We start from the raw sequence: 23,231 nt of genomic DNA, 5'->3' as shown, positions 1-23,231 counted from the left end.
AAAATAAACAGTAACCGTAGTAATCAAAATAAGGGGAAGATAAAAAATAGATAAACTGTGATGTGCTGATGTTTTGTAGAAAATCGTAGTAACCATAACATATTGAATATAATAGTTTTAATAATTAAAAAAGTAAGAGTTGTTTTTTTATATACCAGGGAAACACCAATCTTGGGTTAACACATAAATGAAAAGTACTGAAATTCAACAATTACTAAATGAGTATCCGTTAGTAAAAAATTTAATGGAATTGGAGGAAATCTTCTGGTTTAACCCTTGTAACACTACTTTTAAAGAGGGATTACCTTTCGTGGGTTTGGATGCTAATGATGTCGGGGATGCTGAAGCACGCCTGAATCGTTTTGCACCTTATTTATGTAAAGCTTTCCCAGAAATAGAAGCTACACATGGCATTATTGAATCAGAGATAGTCGCTATTCCTGCGATGCAGAAAACACTGGAGCAACATTATGGTGTGGATATCGCAGGAAAAGTTTTGCTCAAAAAAGATAGCCACTTGCCCATTTCTGGTTCGATTAAAGCCCGTGGTGGAATTTATGAAGTATTGACTCACGCGGAAAAATTAGCATTACAAGCTGGTTTGCTTTCTGAAAACGATGATTACAGCAAACTGTTTTCAGAAGAGTTCAGGCAGTTTTTTAATCAATACAGCATTGCTGTAGGCTCCACCGGTAATTTGGGGTTATCCATAGGTATTATCAGTGCGAAGCTGGGTTTTAATGTCAGTGTGCACATGTCTGCCGATGCCCGTGAATGGAAGAAGCAAAAGCTACGTTCACATGGGGTTAATGTCGTGGAATATAAACAAGATTATGGGGTGGCCGTGGCCCAGGGCCGTAAAGAAGCGGAATCTAACCCCAACTGTTTCTTTATCGACGATGAAAACTCCCAAACGTTGTTTTTGGGGTATTCTGTCGGGGGTGCACGGGTAAAAGCACAGCTTGAGCAAATGAATAGAGTAGTTGATGAAGATCACCCATTATTCGTTTACCTGCCGTGTGGCGTTGGTGGTGGTCCTGGCGGTGTCGCGTTCGGATTGAAGCTGGCTTTTGGTGATCATGTGCATTGCATTTTTGCTGAACCCACCCATTCCCCCTGTATGTTGTTGGGTGTATATACCGGTCTGCACGACAGTATTTGTGTACAGGATATTGGCATCGACAATATTACTGCTGCTGATGGTCTTGCGGTAGGAAGGGCTTCCGGCTTTGTTGGGCGTGCTATGGAACGCTTGCTGGATGGTTTTTATACCGTTCATGATCAGGAAATGTATAACTTGTTGGGCTTACTTAATCGTGATGAGGGTATCCGGTTGGAGCCTTCGGCGTTAGTTGGGATGGCTGGTCCTGCTCGTGTTAGTGAAAACCTTGATTACCTGAATAGTAAAAACCTTTCGGTGGACAAGATGAAACAGGCTACACATCTGGTCTGGGCAACCGGCGGCGGTATGGTGCCTGATGATGAAATGATAAAATACCTGGATGCAGCTAAAATCTAATCGTAAATGATTTGAAAGTACCCGATGTTTGTATTATGAATGTGATTCGTTGGTGAATCTGTTCAAAATCGGGTCTTTTTATCTGTATTAGTCATGACCTGCAATCAACAGCGGTTTTCAATCCACATTAAGTGATTTTCATCGGGCTTCAAACCCAAATTATTTGAAAATGGCATCTTTCACAGGGGCAATCCGGTCGATGTCTTGCCGTATTCTAGGCTATTGCTGAAAAACGCTTTGATTTGGTGTCCCACTCTGAAAAGTCATCTCCTTAATGTTTTTTCAGTTATATTCCCGCCCGCATTTGGCGGGAATATATCAATACACTTGTTACTTACATCAAGTATTTTTGTGATTAAATGCATGTGTTCTTGAGTATTTCCACAGTGGTTCCCAGTAGGATTCTATGAAAGCTTTCACCGCATCTTCTCCCTCAATAAGATAGTTGAACTCCGAAAGATAACCCGGATAGAGATTATCAGAACCAACCACGTAAAGTTCATCATCAATTATTGTCACTTTTGCATGATTCCCAGGAGCGGGGGGAACTTTGGGATATACCGGACCACTTGCTTTAATTAAGGATCGGAATGGGCGTCCTATAGCACCTATCTGTGGAGGTCTTTCAGAAAGAGATGGTTCTTTTAGCGTAGCAGTATAAGAATTCTCATCTGGGGTTGGCCATTTGTATGTAGTACCTTCAATCAAAAGATCTTCAGGGACTTTGTCTGTAAAGAAAAAAGGGGCAACCTCTATTCTTTTCAGTGCGGCTTGCCTGATTCCATCTGGATCTTCGAGCTTCCTATCGGTATGTTCATCATGTGTCAAATAGTATTTAAATATTTCAAACGTTCTTTTGGCTCCAGAACCAAAAGAATATTGATCACCGGCAGCACCTGCTGCTGCATCAAGTGGCGATACAACAATTTGAACTTCTAGCTCGGGGTTGGAGAGTAATGCTTCGATCAACCATCGGCACACATGGTGATCTCGCCATTGTTTTTTCCATGCACTGACAAGATCCTGTTGGGACATGCGGATTTTTTTCTTTGCATTCTTTATTATAAACTCTTTCATTATTTCAGAGCCTTTTTTATAATCCGTTCGCATATCAGGCCCAGACCAATATTTACCTACGGATAATATCCTGCTTGTTTTTTTATATTCTGGGTCCTTAGGTGGATTTTTTAGGCTCTCTTCTTTTTTTCTATCGATATATTCAGTAACGCGCTCTTTTTTTAATGGATCTTCCGGCCTTCCCACAAGACCATTTGCATTAACCCATCTATTTTCATCTATATCAAAGAATTCTTTAGTTAAGAGGTCTGTATTAGCCTCCCACATGTTATTTAAAAATAATTGTGAGCTTAATGATGCCGTTCCTATAACTTTAACAGAGACATCATGAACTGGAGGGTAATTTTTAAAAAGATCCATATTTAAATTATGGCCGCCGACAAATGACTCAATTCCATCAACTGCGATAATTTTTGTATGATTCCATGTCATTCTGGTATCATCTTCTGGAAACATTTCCTCTGGTAGTACTTTCTTCTCTAATGATACTTTAAGTCCGTCTACTATCCTGTAAAACCGACCAATCCATATTTCAGGTATACACTCCCAATGATCTCTCCTTTCTTGAATTAATTTAATAATATCACTCTTCAATGCCAGATATTCAGGGGTACCTTCAAAGTATGAATTCACACCGTTTAACAAAGATGTCGGTGTTTGAGCGAATAAGAACCTTATCTGAGTTCTATCCTTCCTGTTTATTTTTTTGGTAAATGCGCTATCAATAGCTGATAGGATAACTTTTCTCCACTCTGCATCCGGGGCATTTAAGGAAGAAATATCGCAGCGATAACGCATGTTTTCCAGAATGTTTACAATAGCATCTTCAAATTCCGCTGCTCTTTTAACCGCCTGTGGCATTATCTCTTTTCCAAAAGGAAGCCCCCATATTTTGGGAGTATCAAATATTTTTACATAGTTGATTTCACTTGTTTTATTAAAGTAACCGTCCAGTTTTTTTTGTAAACCATCCAATAAATTCATATAGGTATCCTCCTCGCAATAATTTTCTTACATATCAATCAACAGCCTGCCAGCATCAGGCAAGCCATTTGTAATCATAGCTAATTTTTGAGGGGGGAGGGCTAAAAAAGATAAAATTGGGCTGGCATACAACTTCTATCCATGCATTATCATTTGGCAGATATCCTGACATCTGACATCAGATCCCTCTTGTTTAATGTAACTGTGTAAGTTACATTAATTCATATCGGCGGATCCCCCCGTTGCTGAAGGTTTGCGAATGAATACATTCCCTGACCGATGTTGTTTGCTGGTGGTATTACCTGATTATGTACCTATTGATGATTTGCAACGAAGTGCATTTATTTAGTCCATATGAGAGAAAAAAATATGCCTACACTTTTTGACCCAATTCGCATTGGTGATCTCGACTTGCCGAATCGTATCATTATGGCTCCTCTGACACGTAGCCGTGCCGTGGGAGAAGGACGTATTCCCAATGCTCTGATGGTGGAATACTATGTTCAGCGCGTATCTGCTGGTTTGATTATCAGTGAAGCGACTTCAGTAACGCCACAGGGCGTGGGTTACGCTGATACTCCTGGCATTTGGTCAGACGAACAAGTTGCTGGGTGGCGGTTAGTTACGGATGCGGTACATGCTGCCGGTGGGCGTATTTTTATGCAGCTTTGGCATGTGGGGCGGGTATCGGATCCCATTTTCCTTAATGGGGAACAGCCAGTGGCTCCAAGCGCGATTGCAGTTGATGGTCATATCAGCTTATTACGTCCAAAACGCCCCTTTGTCGTTCCGCGGGCTCTGGAGTCTGATGAAATTCCCGGCATTGTTGAGATGTTCAGACGCGGAGCGGAAAATGCGAAAGCGGCAGGATTTGATGGCGTGGAAATACATGGCGCCAATGGCTATTTGCTCGATCAATTTTTGCAAGATAATGCTAATCTGCGCACGGATCAGTACGGCGGTTCAGTAGAAAACCGGGCCCGGTTGATGCTTGAAGTAACAGATGCTTGCATTTCAGTCTGGGGAGCATCTCGTGTTGGTATGCATTTGTCACCACGTGGTGGTTATTACTCCATGGCGGATTCCAATCCTATGGTGACTTTCGGATACGTCGCGCGTGAACTGGGTAAACGTGGAATTGCTTTCATTTTCTCGCGTGATCCTGTTGTTGACGGTGATTTGGGCAAGATGATAAAAGAAGTCTTTGGGTCAACCTATATTGCCAATGAGGAACTGACAAGAGAGAGTGCTGCACAAGCGCTTGCTGACGGTAGGGCTGATGCGGTGGCTTTCGGTCACTTGTTCATCTCTAATCCAGACTTACCTTACCGGCTTTTAGTTGCAGGACCATTTAACGAACAACAACCGGAAACCTTTATGGTGCCTGGGCCCGTGGGCTATACCGATTATCCTGTGCTTACCTAGGTAAGGGGATATCTTACCCGCAATGGATAGCCTAAGATGAAAGATGTTCGGGTTATTTTCCAGGGATGTAAATTAAAAGTTCTATTGAATTTTTACTGAACATCCCAGAATATCAGGTCGGCTCGTTTTACCAGAGTCGACCCTATTATCAACGCGAGGTAATTTGAAGGAGAGGTATCAATGTCAGATTCATTAAATATATCTATTGTTCGTCGTTTTTACGATTCTATGGGTGATGTCGATATTCTTCGCCAGATCATGGGGAATGACGTTATTTGGGATATTACCGAAGGTTCCCGATATAGTGGAGTTTATGAAGGAATTGAAGATATATTAAACAATTTTTTTGTGCCACTTTTTAACGATACTGATGAATTCGTTGCAGATGGCTCTGAATATTTCGAGTCAGGTGATCATGTTATTGTGTTGGGTAATTACTTGGGACGAATAAAGAAAGGCAAACGATTTATTTCTCGTTTCGTCCATATATGGACAGTACGGGATGGTCAGTTAATTAAATTACAGCAGGTTGCCGATACTCTTCAGATTGAACGCGCCCATGCAGATCGTATCTAACCTGATATATCAAGCTCGCCACACTAGCTAAACCAGATAATGATTATGTGGTAACAGATCGGGAGGAGCAGGAATGTTAATCAGACAGATTGACATCCTGAATTTCACTATTTACTATGCGGCGAAATTAGTGACATATCATATAACTTTTTTCTTATTTTCTGCTATTCTCAATGACATCCTTAAGATATACAGGGTCTTCCAGTGCCGACATCTACTCGTTTTGCCGTGGCTATTCATATTCTCACTGATATTGCGCTTCATCATGGCCAAGCTGTACGCTCCGAAGATATCGCAAAAAGTGTGAATACTAACCCGACTGTCGTTCGCCGGCTTTTGGGAGCCCTTGCCGAGGCCGGGTTGACCTATTCGCAAATGGGTCAGGGTGGGGGAGCGTTACTGGCCCGGCCACCGGAGCAGGTCTCATTACTGGATGTTTATCGTACAGTTGAAGATCCATTATATTTCACGTTGCACCGTTCCAAACCCAATCCCAAATGTTATATCGGACACAATATCACTCCGGTTTTGGAAGATGAGTTCTCGCGTATTACCTGTGTATTGGAAGCTACCCTGGCTGAAACGACAATTGCTGACATAGTAAATCGGGTTGAAGACTGCGCGGGTTTTCCTTTTAAGCCACATGATCTAAATTGTCAGCAGAGTGACTGCTCCCCGCCGTAAAAAACGGCGAGGCTTCCCACTTCTCAGGCCGCAACCGTCTTTATGACGGATTTACGCTGGCCTCCGTGGGCAGAGACGACGAGCCCCGCCGCCTGTAATTCTCTCGTGCCCTTGCTCTGGATGTTGAGCGCCGCATTGATATCGCGGTCATGTTCGACTCGGCAGAAAGCGCATGACCAGATCCGCTTATGCAGCGGCATTTCCGGCACTTTGTGACCGCAACAATGACAGGTTTTCGAACTGGCGAACCACTGATCCAGTTTCACCAGGTGGACCCCCGCTGCTGCGGCTTTGTATTCCAATTTCATCAGGAAACTATTCCAGCCCGCATCCCCGATAGCGCGGGCAAGGTGGTGATTCTTCATCATGCTGGCCGATTTCAGCGTCTCAACAATTATCGCTTGGTTTTCGTCAACCATTGTTCGGGAGAGTTTGTGTTGAAAATCGGCGCGGGCATTGGCTATCCGCTCATGGACTGCCGCCAGACGTAATCGGGCCTTGCTACGGTTAGCGCTGCCCTTTTGTTTGCGGGACAGCGATTTCTGCTTTCGACGCAGGTTACGGGTGGCGTTGATAAGGTGACGCGGGTTATTGACCTTCTCCCCGTTCGACTCGATAAGATAGTGGGACAAACCCATATCGCAACCGGTCACGTGGGTGATAACGCCCGGCTTTTCCCGCGCATCTTTTCCATCGTCACACAGGATAGCGGCGAAATATTTTCCCGTGGCGGTTCGGGACAGCGTAATGCTCTTCACTTCCCCTTCAATTTCTCGGTGTATCCGCGCCTTTATCGGTGACAATTTCGGGAGCTTCACCGCACCCTCCAGCACTTTCACCCCAACACAGTGATAGCTCGATTGCTTGCCCTGTTTGCGTTTGAACGTGGGAAATTGGGCGCGCAACTTCGGATTGAAGAAATTATCAAATGCGGTATGCAGATTGATCACCGCCTGCTGTAACGCGATGGCGTCATATGTCTTGAGCCAGGCATACTTGCGGGATTTCTTCGCGACCGCCAGTAACGGTTTGAGGTCTTTGCGCGGATTTAAACTTACGCCGTGACGTTTGTAAGTATGCTTTTTGATGTACAGCGCCTTGTTGTACGCAAAACGGACCGCACCGAACTGGCCGTTAAGATACTCGGCCTGTTCGGGTGTGGGGTAGAGGCGGACTTTGGTCGCTCTTAACATGTTCAGCGCTCATTGATAAAGTGCATTCATTTTAGCCTGTTTTACCGGCAGATATCAATTCAGTCAGGAGACGTCGGAGTCGCCAGCCCTAAAGCCCTCTGGGCTTTTCGCCTGATATCCCCGTCCGCACTGGACGAGGGTTTACGGCGGTTTTTGCTAAATAATTAGCGCTTTTATAGGCTCTTGTGGCAGTTTGTGACATCTTACTGGGATTTTCAACTCCGTTAAATACTTTGTCTTGGCTCAAACTTATACGAAAACAGGTGATATTGATTATTTTGATATTCTGGCTCATCTTCACCCTGTTTATTAAGCAGTTTTACCAGCCATTTTCCTGTGTCCTTTCCTATTTTAGGGTAGTCAATGCGGATTGATGTCAGTGTTGGTTGTGTGTGATCGCAGTTATCAGAGCCTTCCAGGCAGGCAACAGCCAGATCAGCCGGTATTTTAAGCAGACGACGTTGACATTCAAACATGACTCCTAAGGCAATCACTTCATGGCTGCAAATCACGCCTTCCAATTCCGGTTGACGTAATAACATTTCAGCGATTGCCTGACAACCAAATTGCATACTGGCAGCATCCGGTGTAGTGATATTTTGGTCTGCGTTCTGATAGTGATGTAACATGGCTTTATTCCAGCCATTAATTTGCTGATTTTGCAAACGATTATCCATTTGTGCGCCAATATAACCAATATGTTTCCGACCTTTACTCAGCATATGTTCAGTCAGGGTATAAGCTGCTGCGGAAAAATCCGTTTCTATATTGATTGTTGTTTGTTGTCGATGAGATCCCGCGACATTGATAATCGGGATATTGATATGAGAAATGTTGTTATAGATTTTATCTGCCAGTTGAGAACCGAATATAACCAATGCGGCTGCGTTGCTTTGCAGCAATGTCATGATAATTTCGGCTTCTTTATTACGGTTATATTCATGACATCCGAGTAAAACCTGGAAGGAATGTTTATTCAGCACCTGTTGCAGGGATTGTATAAATGTGGCGCTGGCTCTGTCTGTCAGAGATGGAACAAGAACCGCGATGATATTGCTTTGGCCTGAGGCAAGTACGCCGGCAGCGCCATTGGGGATATAGCCTAATTCCTGTATGGCCCGTTCAATTTTTTCCCGTAATTTATCCGATACCATTTCTGGTGTTCTCAATGCACGAGAAACCGTCATTGAACCGACACCAGCATACTTAGCGACATCTTGTAATGTTACTCGCCCTGAATTACGGCGTTTTCGTGTCTTTTCCATCAATATTTTTCTTTTTTTAACTAACGGCTATGAATTTGACGGTGGGATTCTACCTTATCTCAGGCAAGTCGTGGGAAAAAAACCATGACGTGTTTTTCGCATTCAGGTAAATCGATCAGATAACAAATGATAGCGCTATCACAATAATGAATTGCAGTGATAGATAGCGCTACTATTTGTGATTAATATCACTGGGTAGAGAACAGGGGATAGAAAGCGGAATGTAATTTCAGGAGAAGCCGATGCTAAAAACTTTACTCACCAGTGATGTGATCCAAATTATCTCTGACGCGAAAGACTGGCGCGAAGCTATTGCTATTGCTTGCCAGCCTCTGGTGGAAAATCATTCAATCTCACTCCGTTATATTGATGCTATTTATTGCTCTCATGAGGCCATTGGGCCCTATTACGTTGTCGGACCGGGAATTGCCATGCCACATGCCAGACCTGAGGAAGGTGTCAATAAGCTGTCTTTAGCATTAACCGTTATTAGTAAAGGCGTTGAGTTTGGTTCTGAAGAAAATGATCCGGTTAAACTGTTGATTGTCTTGGCAGCGATTGACAGCAATAGCCATATTGAAGTGATTTCTCAACTTGCTGCACTATTTGATAATCAACAAGATACAGCGTTGCTGATGGAGGCTAAAAGTAAAGAAGAGATTCTTGCTGTTATTAACAAATATTAATTCGTCATTTTTTTGCTATGGGAAAACATATGAAAATCACAGTCGTTTGTGGAAATGGGCTAGGTACCAGCCTGATGATGGAAATGAGCATTAAAAATATTCTGAAAGAGATGGGGATAGATGCCAGCGTTGATCATGTTGATCTGGGTTCAGCAAAAGCAACTCAAAGTGATATTTTTGTTGGTACTAAAGATATTGCAGAACAACTGGTTGCTCAGGCAGTCGATGGCAAAATTGTTGCGCTGGACAATATGGTGGATAAAGCTGCAATGAAAGCGCGTCTGTCCGTGGCGTTAGCCGAACTTGGTGCGTTGTGACCGGAGGCTGTCATGGAATTCTTCCATTTTCTGATGAGTGATGTGTTGTCAGAGCCTGCGATTTTAGTGGGATTTATCGCGCTTATTGGTCTGGTCGCGCAAAAAAAGCCGGTGACTGAATGTATCAAAGGCACTATAAAAACCATTATGGGTTTTGTGATCCTGGGGGCTGGGGCCGGATTAATCGTCTCTTCATTGGGAGACTTTGCTGCAATTTTCCAACATGCTTTTGGTATTCAGGGGGTAGTACCAAACAACGAAGCGATTGTTTCCATTGCGCAGAAAAGTTTTGGCAAAGAAATGGCAATGATTATGTTCTTTGCTATGGTGATCAATATCTTGATTGCCCGTTTTACCCCGTGGAAATTCATCTTCCTGACGGGGCATCACACACTGTTTATGTCTATGATGGTCGCGGTCATTCTGGCAACCGCAGGGATCAACGGAACTATGCTGGTGGTTATTGGTTCTGTGGTTGTTGGGGTTGCTATGGTTTTCTTTCCGGCGATCGCTCATCAGTATATGAAGAAAGTGACAGGTTCTGACGACGTTGCCATTGGGCATTTTTCCACGCTCTCCTATGTTTTATCCGGTTTTATTGGCAGTAAACTGGGTAACAAAGAGCACTCAACGGAAGAGATGAATGTACCGAAAAGCTTGCTGTTCCTGCGTGATACACCGGTTGCTATCTCTTTCACGATGGCAATTATTTTCATAGTCACTTGCTTGTTTGCCGGTGGTGATTTTGTAAGAGAAGTCAGTGGTGGAAGAAATGGGTTTATGTTCTCGCTAATGCAATCCATTACCTTTGCCGCAGGTGTATATATCATACTGCAAGGTGTGAGAATGGTGATTGCAGAAATCGTCCCCGCGTTTAAAGGAATTTCTGACAAACTGGTTCCGAATGCTAAACCTGCTTTGGATTGTCCGGTTGTATTCCCTTACGCGCCTAATGCGGTATTAGTTGGTTTCCTGAGCAGTTTTATTGCCGGTATCATTGGTATGTTTATACTGTATATATTGGGTATGACGGTAATTATTCCCGGTGTTGTACCACATTTCTTTGTTGGAGCTGCGGCTGGGGTTTTCGGTAATGCGACGGGTGGCCGCAGAGGTGCTATTCTCGGTGCTTTTGCTCAGGGTTTGCTGATAACTTTTCTGCCTGTATTCCTGCTACCTGTTCTGGGGGATATCGGTATTGCTAACACGACATTCAGTGATGCTGATTTTGGCGTATTGGGAATTCTGTTGGGAGTTATTGTTCGTTGATTGGAATATCGGGATTTTGGGGTTAATACAGGGTTATAGATGCCCTGTATCGATCTCTCTTACTAAAATATTAATGCAAACCATTTGACCATAATAAGCATTCAATCAGTGCTGATGCTGGTCGAATGGTTTCTTATTGTTTTCCATATATCAGATTAGGGGGAATTTTAAATAAACATTGCATTTGCATAAATAAAGCGTAATTCCTTATCTTTTACAAACCACGGTTCTGAGCTTTTATCCCACATATTAGTTAACTGAGGAGTAATAAAAGGGACTTTTTTACATCCTGATTGACTCATATTTGACCTTTATAACATTATTACCTTATAAAAATTTGAATAAATAGACGACATTTATAAGTAAGACAATAAAAACCTTTTTGGTGCATAGAGATCAAAACTATTTAGCCGGCAATATTCCTCCAGTTGTGAATCTGAACTAACTTCCAATTTATTATAAATCTTTCTTATGTATCTACCTATGGTTTTATCAGCAACATTAAGTAATTGGCTGATTTGTTTTCTGCTATATTTTTGCAGAAAAAGGAAGACGACCTCCCACTCTCGCTCAGTAAGGAGGTGAGTCGGCGATTGAAACATAATAGAAGCGGGTAGTTTGTTATGGAATAACCGAGTTAGTGAGTTATCCTGAATTTTCCAAGCATGGAAAAGGATGCCGATACATTTGTTTTTATTATCATAGAGTGGAAATTTTTCTTGAAAATAGGATGATAGAACTTTATCTCGTCCAAATACATGTGTTTCTAATGATAAAATACTTTCTTCATTTTCCATTACTTTCAAATCATGTTTAATAAAATTTTCAGAAAACTCATTGCCTTTCCAGGGAATATCACTATCATATTTACCTTCATAATTATAATTGTTGTTTATATTCTGAAGTTTAATTAATGCATCATTACCATAGAGAAAACAGGAAGACTTATTTTTTATTCCCCACGGCTCGTTACTGATTTCCAAGGTGTTTATTATTTGTGACGAAATAGTCGGATTTTTTCTAGTCATATTTATTTTTATATAATGTATTCTGAATATTCTGTGCTCAGCATTAATTTTTCACTGGTGCTTTCTTCATCTGATGAGCGAAGGGTGAGAAAAAGAACTTCCCACTCAGTTTGTGTCAATGTTTCCATTGAGGTTACTTTTTGCATAGTTTGAATAACTTTTTGATCCTGATGGTAATATTCTTCTTCATATTCTGCTTCATTACTTCTTTCCCACATGTAAACTAATTGCGGGGTGATATTATTTGGCTTGCTTCTTATATTTAACATGGCAACTCCTTAATTATCATTTAAGTAATTATCGGAAGCGTCTTTAATGATTCTAACTAAAATAACCTGATTATATAACATATTGCAACAGTTAGTTCGTTAAAAAATAAGATTTTTTATTTTTACCTGTATGTGTTAATTAAATAATTTATTATTTGATGTAAAAATACTTTTATGCAGGGGATATAACCATTGGTACTTTTGACGGGAAAAACTCATGTCAGGTTGCTCTATACTGAAATGGCGGATCAGGAGATCAATTGTTCGGTTTGCTGAAATCAACACTGGACCGGTATGAAGATTTACCGGGGTTCTGCAACACATCAATGATTCTTTTCAGTGACTGCTCCCCGCCGTAAAGAGGGTGTCGCAAAAGGTCATGTTATCCATTAAAATCTGCGCTCTTCCTTTAGGCGCAGATCTTTTATGACCTTATTCATTCGAAAACGGGAACCGTCTGCTTACACCAAACGTCAGTTTGTCAAAGCTCAGCACTTACCTGTATTGGATGGCTCCCTTTCCCTTTCTGATTATCTCAGGCAAATGGGGGAGCGTTGCGCATTTATTGTTGCTGACATTCTTGATGAGCAAGATTGGGGCCCCTTTGAACGCCATTATGCTTCGACAGGGAGAGCCCCTTATTCTCCACGCTCCATGATGGGGATCCTGCTTTATGGGATCATGAAAGGACACTGCTCGCTCAGAGAACTTGAACGACTTGCGCGTTTAGATTTAGGCTGTATTTTTGTCAGCCAGGGAATTACGCCCGATCATGCCAGTCTTGGGCGTTTTATTTATCAGCACCAATCCGTCCTGACGGGACCGTTTTTTAAGGCACTGACCTTATCCATTTTGCACCGCAGTCGTTCGGACGGCTCGTGCCTGGCCGGTGACGGGACAGTGATAGAGGCGGCCTGTTCTCATTACCACCTTTTAACTCAGGAAGCGATTTCACGTGAAAAAAATACTCTCACGGCTACCCCTGCCACAGCGCAGACAGAAAAACGCATAAAGCAATTGGAACAGGGAGCCAACGTATTACGGCGCCGACAAGAAAATCGCGAAAAAAAAGGGAAGGATGCCAGCCAACTGCGTATCAATCCAACAGAACCCGAAGCCGTCGTCCAGAAACTCAAGCGGGGAAGAGGATTTTCAACTTCCTATAAACCGTCTGTTTTAGTTAACAACAGACGAATTATCGTCGCTCAAACGGTCGACCCCTCCAGTGAAACCCAAGTGATGGCCGCGTTATTGGCGCAGAATCTCACTATCTCGGGAGGTCACCCGGAAAAGCTGTTATTGGATGCCGGTTATTTCCATGACGATGTGATTGCTGAGGCGAAGAAACATCAGATCTGGCTGTTTTGTGCAGAAAATTCAGACCGACAGCGTGCCCGAAAAATCTATCCTAAATCCTTATTTACTTATGATGCTGAGCAAGATTGCTATATTTGTCCTGCTCATCACCAATTGTCCCTGCAAAGTACAGTGAAAGCCACTGAAAAAACGCGGACCTATCGGGTTTATCGCGCTGACAATTGTGCCGGATGCCCGAAGAAAGCGGGCTGCACAAAGGCTAAAGGAGGAAGAAAAATAAAACGTTATCCGGAAGATGAAGAGCGGGAGACACTTCGTTTGCATATGGCCCGACCGGAGTCAAAACAGATATTGAGTCAACGGAAGAGCCTGGTAGAACCGGTATTTTCGGCATTACGGGGAATTCAGAGACTGGAACGCTTTCGGCGTAAGGGATTGTCAGCGGTAAAGCTGGAGTTTTCCCTGCATGCAATGGCCTATAACTTATCAAGAGCGGTGGCTCTGATATTAGGGATTATTTTTAGCCTGTTATCCATACAAATAACAGGCTGCCCAAAGTCAGTGATTGAATTTAACTTGATGCTTGAAAAAGTGACCTCAACCCTTTTGCGACACCCTCGCACTGGACGAGGGTTTACGGTGGTTTTTGCTAACCTATTCCTTGGCATGGATATCATTAGACAGATTAAGAATAGCCGTACGGGAAGATGAAATTATATCTACCTTATTGTTTTAAATGAAAAATAATAGAATGAATAACATGTAATCTTTAAACGTGTGAGTACACTCGCAAATCATATTTTTGCGTAAATAATTAGCTGAAAAGGGGGATAATGAGTCATAATGTATGGGCTTCAAAGGCACCACTTGGCAGTGAAGGGCATTATTATGGCGATATGGGTAAAAATTGGACAACGATTTAAAAAATCGAATTTCGTATCTGGCTGGTGTACTGCATCGTTTTGCACAAAGGGGCATGTGTTAGTGTGGCCAGCCAGCCATTTTGTTGCCTGCCGGATTTCTCCGGCAGAAAAATAGAGAGATGGAACGTTTATCGACAGCTGACATGTATTACTACATCAACATCCTTCCTTGTGATTTGAACCAAAAATCAATCTGGCACAGATCTTTTTGTTAAAATGGTTGTTGAGCCTATCGCAGTGATTTTTGTTGATATTTTAAGCTGGCATGACGCATTTGTTGAGGGACGGTTAATTGAATCACTATTTTTCTTTTTATTGTGTGATGGTAAGAATAGGGGAGGGCTACCGGAGAAAGACATTGAAAACTTATCTATTACACAGCTTGAACATGGATCAGGCACAGCAAAAGCAGTTTCGTTCAGTCATCTGCCGCCATCCTGGTGCAGATTTAGTTACTATGGGGGATTTAGGGTTGGTTCCGGGTCTTAATCAGTTACAGATAACGCAGTGTGTTCAATGCGTTAAGGCAAAGAATATTTGGGATAGACCATAATGGGTCAACGAAAACATCTGACGCAACACGAAGTGGAAAGTATGCTGGAAGTAGCAAAAGAGAGCGCTAATCCGGAGCGCGACTATTGTCTGGTATATATGAGTTTTGTTCATGGCTTACGTGTTAGTGAAGCTAGGTATCTACGGTTATCCGATCTGGATTTGGAAGATGGAAGTTTGTACATCCGGCGTTTGAAAGGTGGATTTTGTACAAATCATCCTCTCTTAGGCTATGAGATTCGGGCGATCAAGGCCTGGCTCAAAGTGCGTAAAACCTTTCAGGGTGCAGACAGCGATTGGTTATTTTTGTCACGTTACGGGAACCCGTTGACTCGCCAGCGCATTTATCAAATTATTAGCCAGTTAGGGCAACGGGCTAATATTTCTATAAATTCGCACCCGCACATGTTGCGGCATGCCTGCGGTTTTGCTCTTGCAGATAGGGGGGTGGATACCCGGCTGATACAAGATTATCTTGGACACAGTAATATTCGCCACACAGTGCGGTATACCGCCAGTAATGCAGAGCGCTTTCACGGCGTTTGGAGTATAAAAAGAAACCGGCATCGGGAATTACACTTCGATTATGTCCCAAGGGCTTCTGCCTGTTCAGTTGAATAAGTGGCTCTGATGTATGCGCCTGTTAAGGCGCATACATAAAAACAATATTAATTAATATTGCCGACAATACTGGCGAGTATGTTTTCATGTTTATCATGGTCAGTTTTCCTCGATTCCTACCGCGTTATCCGTATAGCGTGTTAAGGCCAGATTGCCCTGTTTATTTTACTGGAAACTCTAATAACATTATTTTATGTATCGAAAATCGACTGTTTGGGTACCGGTTTCAATTCGCCCGTCAGGATATTCAACCCACTCACCTTTCCCGTTCGTAATAGTGATTTTGGGTATTTTAGTTTCATCCAGCCTGGGCTTATAAATAATTCGCCATTCTGCTCCCGGCGTTAATCTCAATTGAAAAAAACGCGTGCCTACTTCACCCCGAACAAATAGGCGTTTAGGAAAACCCTCAGACATTTCTAAAATAGGGTAAATAACCGGTCTATAATCCAAGGTATTCAATGTTACCGTTTCTTTATCGTCTGTTTTAGCTGCATTGTTGATAAATGCAGTTAAACCGGTTCCATCTCCTCCCTCATTAACAGCATCTTTCACCAAATGGCTGACATCGGTATAACTTACTGATACAAAGGCTTGGTTAATTTTCCATTTACACCACCCTCCACCACTGAAGGGTAATTTCGCCTGAAAATGGCCGGTTTTTGGATCAGCTTTTACATCCAGACTCAATCCGTGATAGGTCGGTACCTTATGAGGGGACATCTGCGAATCAACCTCATAATCAAGACAATTTTTTGATTTATACACCGCCGACACATGTGGCTCGGTGTATTTCGGCGCAACACCCTCCACCGTTATCCACGGCCCCTTTCCAGTAGATGAAGAAGGAAAAATCCAATTAAAAAAGGTATCTCCCATCGACCAGTAAATAAAAGACAGCAATAACAATAACAACGAAACCTTTAATATTTTCATACTGGGAGTTCCTTACCATCGCAGTAATGCTGTAAAGCCAGTTTTCCCTTTTCTGTTTGCTGACTAACAGCCAATGATGTTATTAACTGTTTATCCATTTCCAGAAAACAGAGATTACGGTAGTAAATAGCATCTGGGATCAGTCTTTTATAAACATCCATTTTCTCCTTAAATTGACGCTGACTGTCCTGATAAACCGTCATTTTATCCGGTTCGCATAGCTCTTTAAGACGGGCATTAATATAACCGGCATATCTAGATGAAAAGTGGTTAAGAATATTTAATTTGTCTTTTAACTCAGGATTTTTATTTTCAGCAAACAGTTTGCCCTTTTCCTGTGGGGTGAGCTGGTTAAACAGGGCGTTTTGCTGTTCACCTGCCTGCGCGAACAAGTGTTCTGTTTCTTTATCCAGCTCAGGAATTAAATACAGTTTTGTCGTATTACTTAATATTTCCTCTGCACTTAATCTGGTTATCTGCGATACATTACTGGCGGTAATCAGCCATTCCGGGCAGGCACTGGCTTTTAAAAAATGGACCACTTTGCCATGATGCAGATAAATTTCTTGACTGGCTGTTGCTTGTTTAATGGCTTTAACAATCGGTGACGGTGACACGAGTTTCATAATTTCCCAGTCATATCCCGCAGGTGTCCAGTAATTGAAAAAACCATTATCCATATCTTTCTCAAATGGCACAGAAGGAACCGGGTCATCTTCATTCACATGACGATAATGGGTAATAGAAGATAATTCCTCTACCGCACTGTGGGTTAATGTTCGTGGCATCCCATAACTGTAGAGGCAAGGATTATGTTCTTTCAATTGTGCACTGTGCAGTAATGCCAAAGCGCCGCCTAAGCTGTGACCACAGACAAACAACCTTTTATTTTTAGATACGTTATTGATATCAAGGAATACTGCTGTGGTTTTATCACTAGGTACGCTTAATTTCTCAACCAAACTGAATGCTTCCCAGAACCCTTTATGTACTTTGCCACTGTGAGTAAATCCGCTGCACAGGGCTTTTTCATCGGTGCAACTCAAACTTAACGGCTGAAAGGTGAGATCAGTTAGGACATTCTCCAGACTAATTGTACCCCGCTAGCTGACAAGAACATCATTGTTGCTGGCTACATAAAACAGTCGGGTATCACCCTGTTTATCTGCCGTTTTTGAATCAATAAACTCTACCCGAGAATAACGTTCACTGAACGGCACATCATAAGCCACCGGAGTGGCTGATATTTTTTCCACCTTATAAGGCAGCTTCGAAACATCCACCATCTGCCGATTAAAAAAGTGAGTCACCGAGCCTTCAGTATCAACATCCCCGCCGGCATAAGCCAACACACTCATCAAACACTGGTTATGCGCATTAACAATGGAATACTCTTTTTGATGATGTAGCTGCAAGACCCAGGCCCGAAACGGGCATATTTCCAGTACATACCGTTGATTTAGTGGATGAACCGTGTAGCCACTTGGCTCCGGGTCTGGAAAATGATAGGGCGGCGGAATTTTTTTAGGGTCATACCAATCCTTAATCACCGGCAACCCATCACTAATCTGCCCGATAGTCACATAATGATATTGATGACCTTCAGCTTCGGCTTTTGGCTTCACCACCGAAGCCGCTTCACCGCGTATTTCCCGCAATGGGCGCTGTTCCATCTCATCGGCCAACGATTGGGCATGGATAGACAATATCACGGGATGAGCTGACAGGTTTTCTTCCCTGAGTACCCCGAAACCATCCGTTGTCCCCCGGCGCACATGATCCGGTAATCCCCAGCTTACCAAGCCATAAGGCGCATTGATTAGCGGTTTTCCCTGTTCATCCACCAACTGAAATTCCACCCAGTGTTTCAAACGCCTGCAATCAAAACATTCACGCGGATCTATTCTACTCATCAGTGTTTTCCTCTGCTTGTTATTAAATATAGACACGTAAGCGATCAAAGTGGCTCACACGAGGTTTTCATGCCCTCCAGAGGGATTAGCCCCAATTGCAGCCGAAGTGCCTTCCGCAATGGTTTGATCCCCGCCGGGAATTGAAATAATTGATCTCACCACCCTAAAAATAAGGTAGCAAAAATCCGATTACCACAGACAGAAAGCACAGCTCTATGCAGTGAGTAATAACAAATTGAACGACAGGAAGACAGTAATGTATCCCCATCAATTAATCCCTTTGAATAAAGGGAACAGAAGTTGAAATTCCTTTCATACTGCCCGTATGACGGAACTTAAAGTAATAATTATTAAACTTTCATCAGATAGCAAGCGTTTTTTATAAATTTACAAAAATATAAATTTGTAAAAAATGGTTACAAACGGTAAGAAAGCATTACAGACTCGGTATGGATTCAATTATCTTCAATCTAATAAACTACAAAGCGGATAGTGAAATGTCATTTTTTCAGAAAAATAGTCCACGATAGACAGCTTCTCATTCACTTAAATTCCGTCCAATTATCATTGCGACAGAATAACACATTGATTTTTAATAAAAATATATTTACCACAATTTTCTATGATAACTAATAACGCCATCAATTTAATTGTTTCACTAATAGCTCATTCTTCATGAAATACCGGGGATAATGATATTACTATTTTGCCCAATCGATTATACTCCGTTGTTGGCTGGTTTCCTGTCAGGCGTAAAAACGTCTTAATGTATCCTGACAAACGATGGCCGAGTGATTGCTGTACAGAGCACAATTTACACCGACAGTAATAGCCGGTTTTCAAGAAAGGTCATGGATGAAGGGAGAAGCCAAAATAAATGCCAATGAATTCTTATCCCCGTGGACACGAGGAACAGTATTTGAAGTCAATCGATTAATCCCTTTGAATAAGGGGAACGGGATTCGGAATTTCCCCTAATATTGCTCATATAACAGAACTTGAGCAATAATTATTAAACAATCACCAAATAGCAAGAAAAATTTTCATTTTTTTAATTTACGAAAATAAATTGGTAAGAAAGTGTTACAACCTCGATAAGGGTTGAGTTATCGCTCCGTTGTTAACCGGTTTACTACCAAGAGTGAAAACTTTAATCATCAAAGGTAAAATACAGTGATTAAGGATTTTTTAAAGCGGGTAAAAGATTCGATATTATACTGACACTGGAAGAGAAAACATCATGAAAAACAGATTTTAAATTAAATAAATTAACTTTGATTTTAATACCATTGACACATTTATTACCCTCTCTGGTTTTAAACCTGAAAAATCGAATGTAGGAAAAGGAAAAACCTGAATATCAATTTAATGAAAATGGAAAAGTTTAAATACGAAGAAAGAAACGGAAAAAACGATAAGATTTACAAAAAAAGCTTAATGAAAACCATTCATTTTTTAGGTGTTCTCAATCGCCTTTTATCGGTGATTAACTCAGCTATCTGTCACATTTACCTAACCTGCCATGACCATTTAAAAGCACGAATACAGGGAGATTAAAGCCTTTAAATAAAAGGCGGATTTAACTCAATAAACGTACTTTTCAGAAGGATAGTAAATTGCGTTTAATCGAAATTCATTAACCAGTAAAAGAGAGTTGAAAAGAAATCAGCACATAAAAGAGTGCTAATGAAAGGATCAGTTATCTTATTTTCTATTTATGAGAAATATAATTACCTGAAAAACAAGCGGCTATAATAAAGACAAAATATCATTTTCAATTTAATATTTTACAACACGAAATTGATCTTATTGCAAAATAACGAAAACTTAACCGTATTTCTTTTTATTTCAAGCCGCAACAATAACAGGTTTAGAAATTCACGACAATGTTAGCCATCATGCGCTATCCAGTGGTCGGATATTGCTCATTGAGCATCTGCAAATAATCCGCACTGGTCAGGTTGCTAATGTCATCGCCGTTTCCTAAATGTGTTTTCAGCCAATGAGTAATCTGTTCCTGTAATTTCCCTCGTGGCTTATCCAGCTTTATTGCCAGCTTACCGTGGTTTTCCCATAAATTATCACCAATCACAGATGCCATCCCTTGCAGGGCATAATCGGAATGATGCCAGGCATACAATAAATGACTATCCAGAACGAAGGGCTGTTCACTGCCACCTTTTCCGCAATTTTCAGGGCGGGAATAAATCTGGGGATCAGGTGCGTCGATCATTAATTCACTCACCGGCGTTAGAAATCCTGACCAATCGCTGACAATCATTGCCGGTAATAACTGGCTGAGAATTCGGGGATCCATACTGCGCAAAATCACCGGCCTTTCCCGCAATATCACCTGCTGGCGTGAACGCCAGTGATTAAGCTGTTGGGTCCATAAATCCTCACTGCGGTAAGCCCAGCCCCAACTGTTGTCGCTCAGGGTTTGGCTATCAAGCAGATGACCGATTACTGACAGATAGCCTGACCTGGGCTGAACCAGCCAGGGGCTTTGTGCCAGCAGGTGATCCATTGGTGTACTGCTGTATAGCGGAAAAGCCTGTTCTACCCAGTCGTGTTTGTAAAAGCGACCGATTGGGTTAGGTTCTGCCAATGAATTGAGCATAAAGAAAACAGGCGGCTTATCAGGCGTAGTCAGCCATTGTTGCCAGTTGATGGAAGGGTTCATTCATCCTCCTGGTTATTAATAGTTAAATTAACATCCCTCTGGGCTTGTAAGGCACAAATCGGTTTGACTGGAGATTTTACATCAGGCAGCGGTTCTACCCCCTCTGGCAGTTGCAGAGACAAACCACGCCCGGCACCAGCAGAGCCTTGCCCGACTAATAGGTTTGGAGAAGTTAGAATACCGCCGGGAGTTAACCGGATAAAATGGCCGCCGATTTTCAAGGTGATTTCTGACGCCGCTTCCAACACAATTTTACCGCCACTTTTCAGGTGCGTTTCCTGACCGCTTTCAGCGACTAACGCTTCCCCGGTCTGTAAATGCTGACTGCCGGTGATACGGTGCGATACATCCCCCTCGGTACTGTATTTACCGGAGCCGGCGATTTTCCGGTGGTCATCAGCGCGGATTTCACTGTAACGGTTATTGTCGATCCGCTGTTTATGGTCGTGTTTAATATGCCAGTAGGTATCATGCTGAATATGGGCGGTCAGATCTTTCTGTCCGTGCAGGTAAATCTCTTCCTGGTCTTTGGCATCCTCAAACCGCAATTCGTTAAAACCGTCACCTTTGTGGGTCCGGGTTTTAAACGTGGTGCGGGTTTTCTCGGCGGGTAAATTCAGCGGTGGCCGGTTTAAACCGTTGTAGGTGCAACCGGTGACAATCGGCCGATCAATATCGCCGTTCAGATAGGAGACGATCACTTCCTGACCGATACGAGGAACCGCCATAAAACCGTAACCGCTGCCATTCCAACCCTGTGCGAACCGTACCCAACAAGACGCGTTTTCATCGGCTTTATTATAACGATCCCAGTGAAAATGGACGCGAATACAACCGTCTTTGTTGACATAAATCTCTTCCCCTGCCGGGCCCACCACGGTTGCCACTTCATCACCATCTGCCAGTGGCTTGTAGCGATATAGCGCTCGCCAGTCCTTATAGCCGGAAATAAAACTGAATTCGTTATGCAGATAACTTCCTGATCCGCCACGGACTTCTTCCAGTACTTGCGGGCATTTGCCGTAATGATGAATGGTCACGATTTGCCAGCGGGTGTTCATGGCATCAATCGGATGCTCGTTGAGGTCAAAGATTTTACCGGGCATCAGCTTAAAGCAGTTGCTTTGCCCGCTGCCCGCCTGACGTTGATTCTGAACGGCCTGCTGACGGCGCTGGACAAACGGTTTCGCCTCCGCGTCTTTCTGAAAACGGCCGTAGCTTTCAAAGATCGAAAACAGGGTTTCTTGCCCCTCAACACGGGGATCGGTATTGGCCCGGTGTGTCAGGCGGTAAGCGGGGTTTTGCGGATTCCGGTCCTTATAGATTACCCGTTGCGGGGTCATGGAGACACCCAGACGCACTTGGTTGATCACATTCATTTCAGTGGCGACTTGTACCTGCGGATTGTAAACCAGCGGTAAATTGGCCGTCATGCCTAAGTGGCTGTCACTGAAAAACAGTTTGTCGTTTTCAAACCAGAAATTTAGCCCTTCTTCAGCGACTAACCGGGCAAAAAAGTCATAATCGGACTCGCGCTTTTGCGTCACATACTCACGTGTGTAATGAAACTCATTCAGTTGGGAATCGGCTAGAATATAGTGTTTCTTCAACAAACTTTTGAGGATTTCCGGTACGCTTTGCCGATGATAAATCCGGCTGTCCTGATTCAGGTTCATCCGCCAGAGCGCAGGCCGGACGGTGAGATAATAAATCGTGCGGTGAGTATGGGTATCACCCAGTACAGCCTGTGCAATAATGCCGCTGACCTGACGTTGCTCAACGCCGTTGAAAACCACCCGGAATTTCACCGACTGTAATAACAGTGATTCCAGATCAATATCGGCCCGTTTACTGACCAGGGTTAAAGAGAGGGTAAACAGTTCGGATAATTCCTCCTGTAAAGAGAATTCAGCTACCGCAAATATTTTCTCCGGCAAATCGGTAATCTGACAGAGAAAGTGTAATCCATCGTTCATAGGGACTCCTTATTTCTG

General features: G+C 42.7%; 20 protein-coding genes and 1 pseudogene. 10 read left to right on the top strand and 11 right to left on the bottom strand.

All coding sequences use genetic code 11. From position 1 onward, the window contains the following. Positions 1 to 187: 187 nt before the first annotated feature. Positions 188 to 1,519, top strand: coding sequence for a D-serine ammonia-lyase (locus VY86_RS21130; RefSeq protein WP_046976446.1), 1,332 nt, complete (start codon positions 188 to 190; stop codon positions 1,517 to 1,519). Between the two features lie 339 nt (positions 1,520 to 1,858). Here the strand turns inward: VY86_RS21130 and VY86_RS21125 are convergent, their stop codons facing one another. Further along, positions 1,859 to 3,580, bottom strand: a complete 1,722-nt coding sequence (locus tag VY86_RS21125) for a phospholipase D-like domain-containing protein (RefSeq protein ID WP_046976445.1) — start codon at positions 3,578 to 3,580, stop codon at positions 1,859 to 1,861. 369 nt (positions 3,581 to 3,949) lie between these two features. On the opposite strand from VY86_RS21125, the gene VY86_RS21120 reads away from it, so the two are divergent. From VY86_RS21120 to VY86_RS21110, 3 genes are all read left to right on the top strand, one after another. Then, positions 3,950 to 5,005, top strand: a complete 1,056-nt coding sequence (locus tag VY86_RS21120; protein ID WP_046976444.1) for an alkene reductase — start codon at positions 3,950 to 3,952, stop codon at positions 5,003 to 5,005. 180 nt (positions 5,006 to 5,185) lie between these two features. Beyond that, positions 5,186 to 5,581 carry a nuclear transport factor 2 family protein gene (locus tag VY86_RS21115; protein ID WP_046976443.1) on the top strand — a complete coding sequence of 132 codons (396 nt, stop codon included), beginning with the start codon at positions 5,186 to 5,188 and terminating at the stop codon, positions 5,579 to 5,581. A 204-nt stretch (positions 5,582 to 5,785) separates the two neighbouring features. Next, positions 5,786 to 6,265 carry an Rrf2 family transcriptional regulator gene (locus tag VY86_RS21110; protein ID WP_021325935.1) on the top strand — a complete coding sequence of 160 codons (480 nt, stop codon included), beginning with the start codon at positions 5,786 to 5,788 and terminating at the stop codon, positions 6,263 to 6,265. A 23-nt stretch (positions 6,266 to 6,288) separates the two neighbouring features. Here VY86_RS21110 and VY86_RS21105 read toward each other — a convergent pair whose 3' ends face one another. Together VY86_RS21105 and VY86_RS21100 are read right to left on the bottom strand one after the other, a co-directional pair. Beyond that, entirely contained in the window at positions 6,289 to 7,458 is a 1,170-nt protein-coding gene (locus VY86_RS21105; RefSeq protein WP_046976442.1) for an RNA-guided endonuclease InsQ/TnpB family protein, read from the bottom strand. 224 nt (positions 7,459 to 7,682) lie between these two features. Then, on the bottom strand, positions 7,683 to 8,723 hold the full coding sequence (locus tag VY86_RS21100) for a LacI family DNA-binding transcriptional regulator (protein WP_046976441.1): 1,041 nt from the start codon (positions 8,721 to 8,723) through the stop codon (positions 7,683 to 7,685). A 242-nt stretch (positions 8,724 to 8,965) separates the two neighbouring features. Between VY86_RS21100 and VY86_RS21095 the strand changes: the two genes are divergently transcribed. Genes VY86_RS21095 through VY86_RS21085 form a run of 3 tightly spaced genes read left to right on the top strand, consistent with a single transcriptional unit; the run spans position 8,966 to position 10,995 of the window. Further along, positions 8,966 to 9,409 carry a PTS sugar transporter subunit IIA gene (locus VY86_RS21095; RefSeq protein WP_023046490.1) on the top strand — a complete coding sequence of 148 codons (444 nt, stop codon included), beginning with the start codon at positions 8,966 to 8,968 and terminating at the stop codon, positions 9,407 to 9,409. A gap of 29 nt (positions 9,410 to 9,438) precedes the next feature. Next, a complete protein-coding gene (locus tag VY86_RS21090; RefSeq protein WP_021324706.1) occupies positions 9,439 to 9,726 on the top strand; it encodes a PTS sugar transporter subunit IIB in 288 nt (95 codons plus the stop codon). A 12-nt stretch (positions 9,727 to 9,738) separates the two neighbouring features. Continuing rightward, on the top strand, positions 9,739 to 10,995 hold the full coding sequence (locus tag VY86_RS21085; RefSeq protein ID WP_046976440.1) for a PTS ascorbate transporter subunit IIC: 1,257 nt from the start codon (positions 9,739 to 9,741) through the stop codon (positions 10,993 to 10,995). Positions 10,996 to 11,165: 170 nt separating this feature from the next. Here VY86_RS21085 and VY86_RS26105 read toward each other — a convergent pair. The 3 genes and pseudogenes from VY86_RS26105 to VY86_RS21075 all read right to left on the bottom strand — a co-directional run. After that, a pseudogene (locus VY86_RS26105) lies at positions 11,166 to 11,297 on the bottom strand (helix-turn-helix transcriptional regulator); the annotation flags it as partial. A gap of 54 nt (positions 11,298 to 11,351) precedes the next feature. Continuing rightward, positions 11,352 to 12,023, bottom strand: a complete 672-nt coding sequence (locus tag VY86_RS21080; RefSeq protein WP_046976439.1) for a helix-turn-helix transcriptional regulator — start codon at positions 12,021 to 12,023, stop codon at positions 11,352 to 11,354. Between the two features lie 8 nt (positions 12,024 to 12,031). Next, positions 12,032 to 12,292 carry a hypothetical protein gene (locus VY86_RS21075; protein WP_046976438.1) on the bottom strand — a complete coding sequence of 87 codons (261 nt, stop codon included), beginning with the start codon at positions 12,290 to 12,292 and terminating at the stop codon, positions 12,032 to 12,034. 426 nt (positions 12,293 to 12,718) lie between these two features. Here VY86_RS21075 and VY86_RS24310 point away from each other — a divergent pair, with 426 nt between their 5' ends. From VY86_RS24310 to VY86_RS21060, 3 genes are all read left to right on the top strand, one after another. After that, positions 12,719 to 14,320 (top strand): transposase, encoded by a 1,602-nt coding sequence (locus VY86_RS24310; protein ID WP_082111281.1) that lies wholly within the window; start codon positions 12,719 to 12,721, stop codon positions 14,318 to 14,320. 570 nt (positions 14,321 to 14,890) lie between these two features. Further along, positions 14,891 to 15,085: a hypothetical protein gene (locus VY86_RS21065; protein ID WP_023046484.1), complete on the top strand. Its 195-nt coding sequence runs from the start codon at positions 14,891 to 14,893 to the stop codon at positions 15,083 to 15,085. Next, complete coding sequence (locus VY86_RS21060) at positions 15,085 to 15,705, top strand: tyrosine-type DNA invertase (protein ID WP_046976437.1); 621 nt, start codon at positions 15,085 to 15,087, stop codon at positions 15,703 to 15,705. The genes VY86_RS21065 and VY86_RS21060 overlap by 1 nt, the downstream gene beginning before the upstream one ends. Before the next feature lie 186 nt (positions 15,706 to 15,891). Here VY86_RS21060 and VY86_RS21055 read toward each other — a convergent pair whose 3' ends face one another. The 5 genes from VY86_RS21055 to VY86_RS21035 all read right to left on the bottom strand — a co-directional run bounded on the left by VY86_RS21055 (position 15,892) and on the right by VY86_RS21035 (position 23,213). After that, positions 15,892 to 16,641 (bottom strand): hypothetical protein, encoded by a 750-nt coding sequence (locus VY86_RS21055; RefSeq protein WP_046976436.1) that lies wholly within the window; start codon positions 16,639 to 16,641, stop codon positions 15,892 to 15,894. Continuing rightward, positions 16,638 to 17,687, bottom strand: coding sequence for a lipase family protein (locus VY86_RS26345; protein WP_338012139.1), 1,050 nt, complete (start codon positions 17,685 to 17,687; stop codon positions 16,638 to 16,640). Before VY86_RS26345 ends, VY86_RS21055 begins: the two co-directional genes overlap by 4 nt. A 57-nt stretch (positions 17,688 to 17,744) precedes the next feature. Continuing rightward, on the bottom strand, positions 17,745 to 18,554 hold the full coding sequence (locus VY86_RS26340) for a hypothetical protein (protein ID WP_338012138.1): 810 nt from the start codon (positions 18,552 to 18,554) through the stop codon (positions 17,745 to 17,747). A gap of 1,903 nt (positions 18,555 to 20,457) precedes the next feature. Further along, positions 20,458 to 21,237, bottom strand: coding sequence for a DUF4123 domain-containing protein (locus tag VY86_RS21040; protein WP_046976434.1), 780 nt, complete (start codon positions 21,235 to 21,237; stop codon positions 20,458 to 20,460). After that, positions 21,234 to 23,213 (bottom strand): type VI secretion system Vgr family protein, encoded by a 1,980-nt coding sequence (locus VY86_RS21035; RefSeq protein WP_046976433.1) that lies wholly within the window; start codon positions 23,211 to 23,213, stop codon positions 21,234 to 21,236. Before VY86_RS21035 ends, VY86_RS21040 begins: the two co-directional genes overlap by 4 nt. Positions 23,214 to 23,231: the final 18 nt, after the last annotated feature.

The sequence above is a fragment of the Photorhabdus thracensis genome, assembly GCF_001010285.1.
In the GTDB taxonomy this organism is placed as follows: domain Bacteria; phylum Pseudomonadota; class Gammaproteobacteria; order Enterobacterales; family Enterobacteriaceae; genus Photorhabdus; species Photorhabdus temperata.
This window is presented reverse-complemented; position numbering and strand designations above follow the sequence as displayed.

What these genes read in the sequence shown, in the direction of transcription:
- VY86_RS21130 (WP_046976446.1), top strand. Translation starts at nt 188, where the DNA reads ATGAAAAGTACTGAAATTCAACAATTACTAAATGAGTATCCGTTAGTA.
- VY86_RS21125 (WP_046976445.1), bottom strand. Translation starts at nt 3,580, where the DNA reads ATGAATTTATTGGATGGTTTACAAAAAAAACTGGACGGTTACTTTAAT.
- VY86_RS21120 (WP_046976444.1), top strand. Translation starts at nt 3,950, where the DNA reads ATGCCTACACTTTTTGACCCAATTCGCATTGGTGATCTCGACTTGCCG.
- VY86_RS21115 (WP_046976443.1), top strand. Translation starts at nt 5,186, where the DNA reads ATGTCAGATTCATTAAATATATCTATTGTTCGTCGTTTTTACGATTCT.
- VY86_RS21105 (WP_046976442.1), bottom strand. Translation starts at nt 7,458, where the DNA reads ATGTTAAGAGCGACCAAAGTCCGCCTCTACCCCACACCCGAACAGGCC.
- VY86_RS21100 (WP_046976441.1), bottom strand. Translation starts at nt 8,723, where the DNA reads ATGGAAAAGACACGAAAACGCCGTAATTCAGGGCGAGTAACATTACAA.
- VY86_RS21095 (WP_023046490.1), top strand. Translation starts at nt 8,966, where the DNA reads ATGCTAAAAACTTTACTCACCAGTGATGTGATCCAAATTATCTCTGAC.
- VY86_RS21090 (WP_021324706.1), top strand. Translation starts at nt 9,439, where the DNA reads ATGAAAATCACAGTCGTTTGTGGAAATGGGCTAGGTACCAGCCTGATG.
- VY86_RS21085 (WP_046976440.1), top strand. Translation starts at nt 9,739, where the DNA reads ATGGAATTCTTCCATTTTCTGATGAGTGATGTGTTGTCAGAGCCTGCG.
- VY86_RS21080 (WP_046976439.1), bottom strand. Translation starts at nt 12,023, where the DNA reads ATGACTAGAAAAAATCCGACTATTTCGTCACAAATAATAAACACCTTG.
- VY86_RS21075 (WP_046976438.1), bottom strand. Translation starts at nt 12,292, where the DNA reads ATGTTAAATATAAGAAGCAAGCCAAATAATATCACCCCGCAATTAGTT.
- VY86_RS24310 (WP_082111281.1), top strand. Translation starts at nt 12,719, where the DNA reads ATGACCTTATTCATTCGAAAACGGGAACCGTCTGCTTACACCAAACGT.
- VY86_RS21060 (WP_046976437.1), top strand. Translation starts at nt 15,085, where the DNA reads ATGGGTCAACGAAAACATCTGACGCAACACGAAGTGGAAAGTATGCTG.
- VY86_RS21055 (WP_046976436.1), bottom strand. Translation starts at nt 16,641, where the DNA reads ATGAAAATATTAAAGGTTTCGTTGTTATTGTTATTGCTGTCTTTTATT.
- VY86_RS26340 (WP_338012138.1), bottom strand. Translation starts at nt 18,554, where the DNA reads ATGAGTAGAATAGATCCGCGTGAATGTTTTGATTGCAGGCGTTTGAAA.
- VY86_RS21040 (WP_046976434.1), bottom strand. Translation starts at nt 21,237, where the DNA reads ATGAACCCTTCCATCAACTGGCAACAATGGCTGACTACGCCTGATAAG.
- VY86_RS21035 (WP_046976433.1), bottom strand. Translation starts at nt 23,213, where the DNA reads ATGAACGATGGATTACACTTTCTCTGTCAGATTACCGATTTGCCGGAG.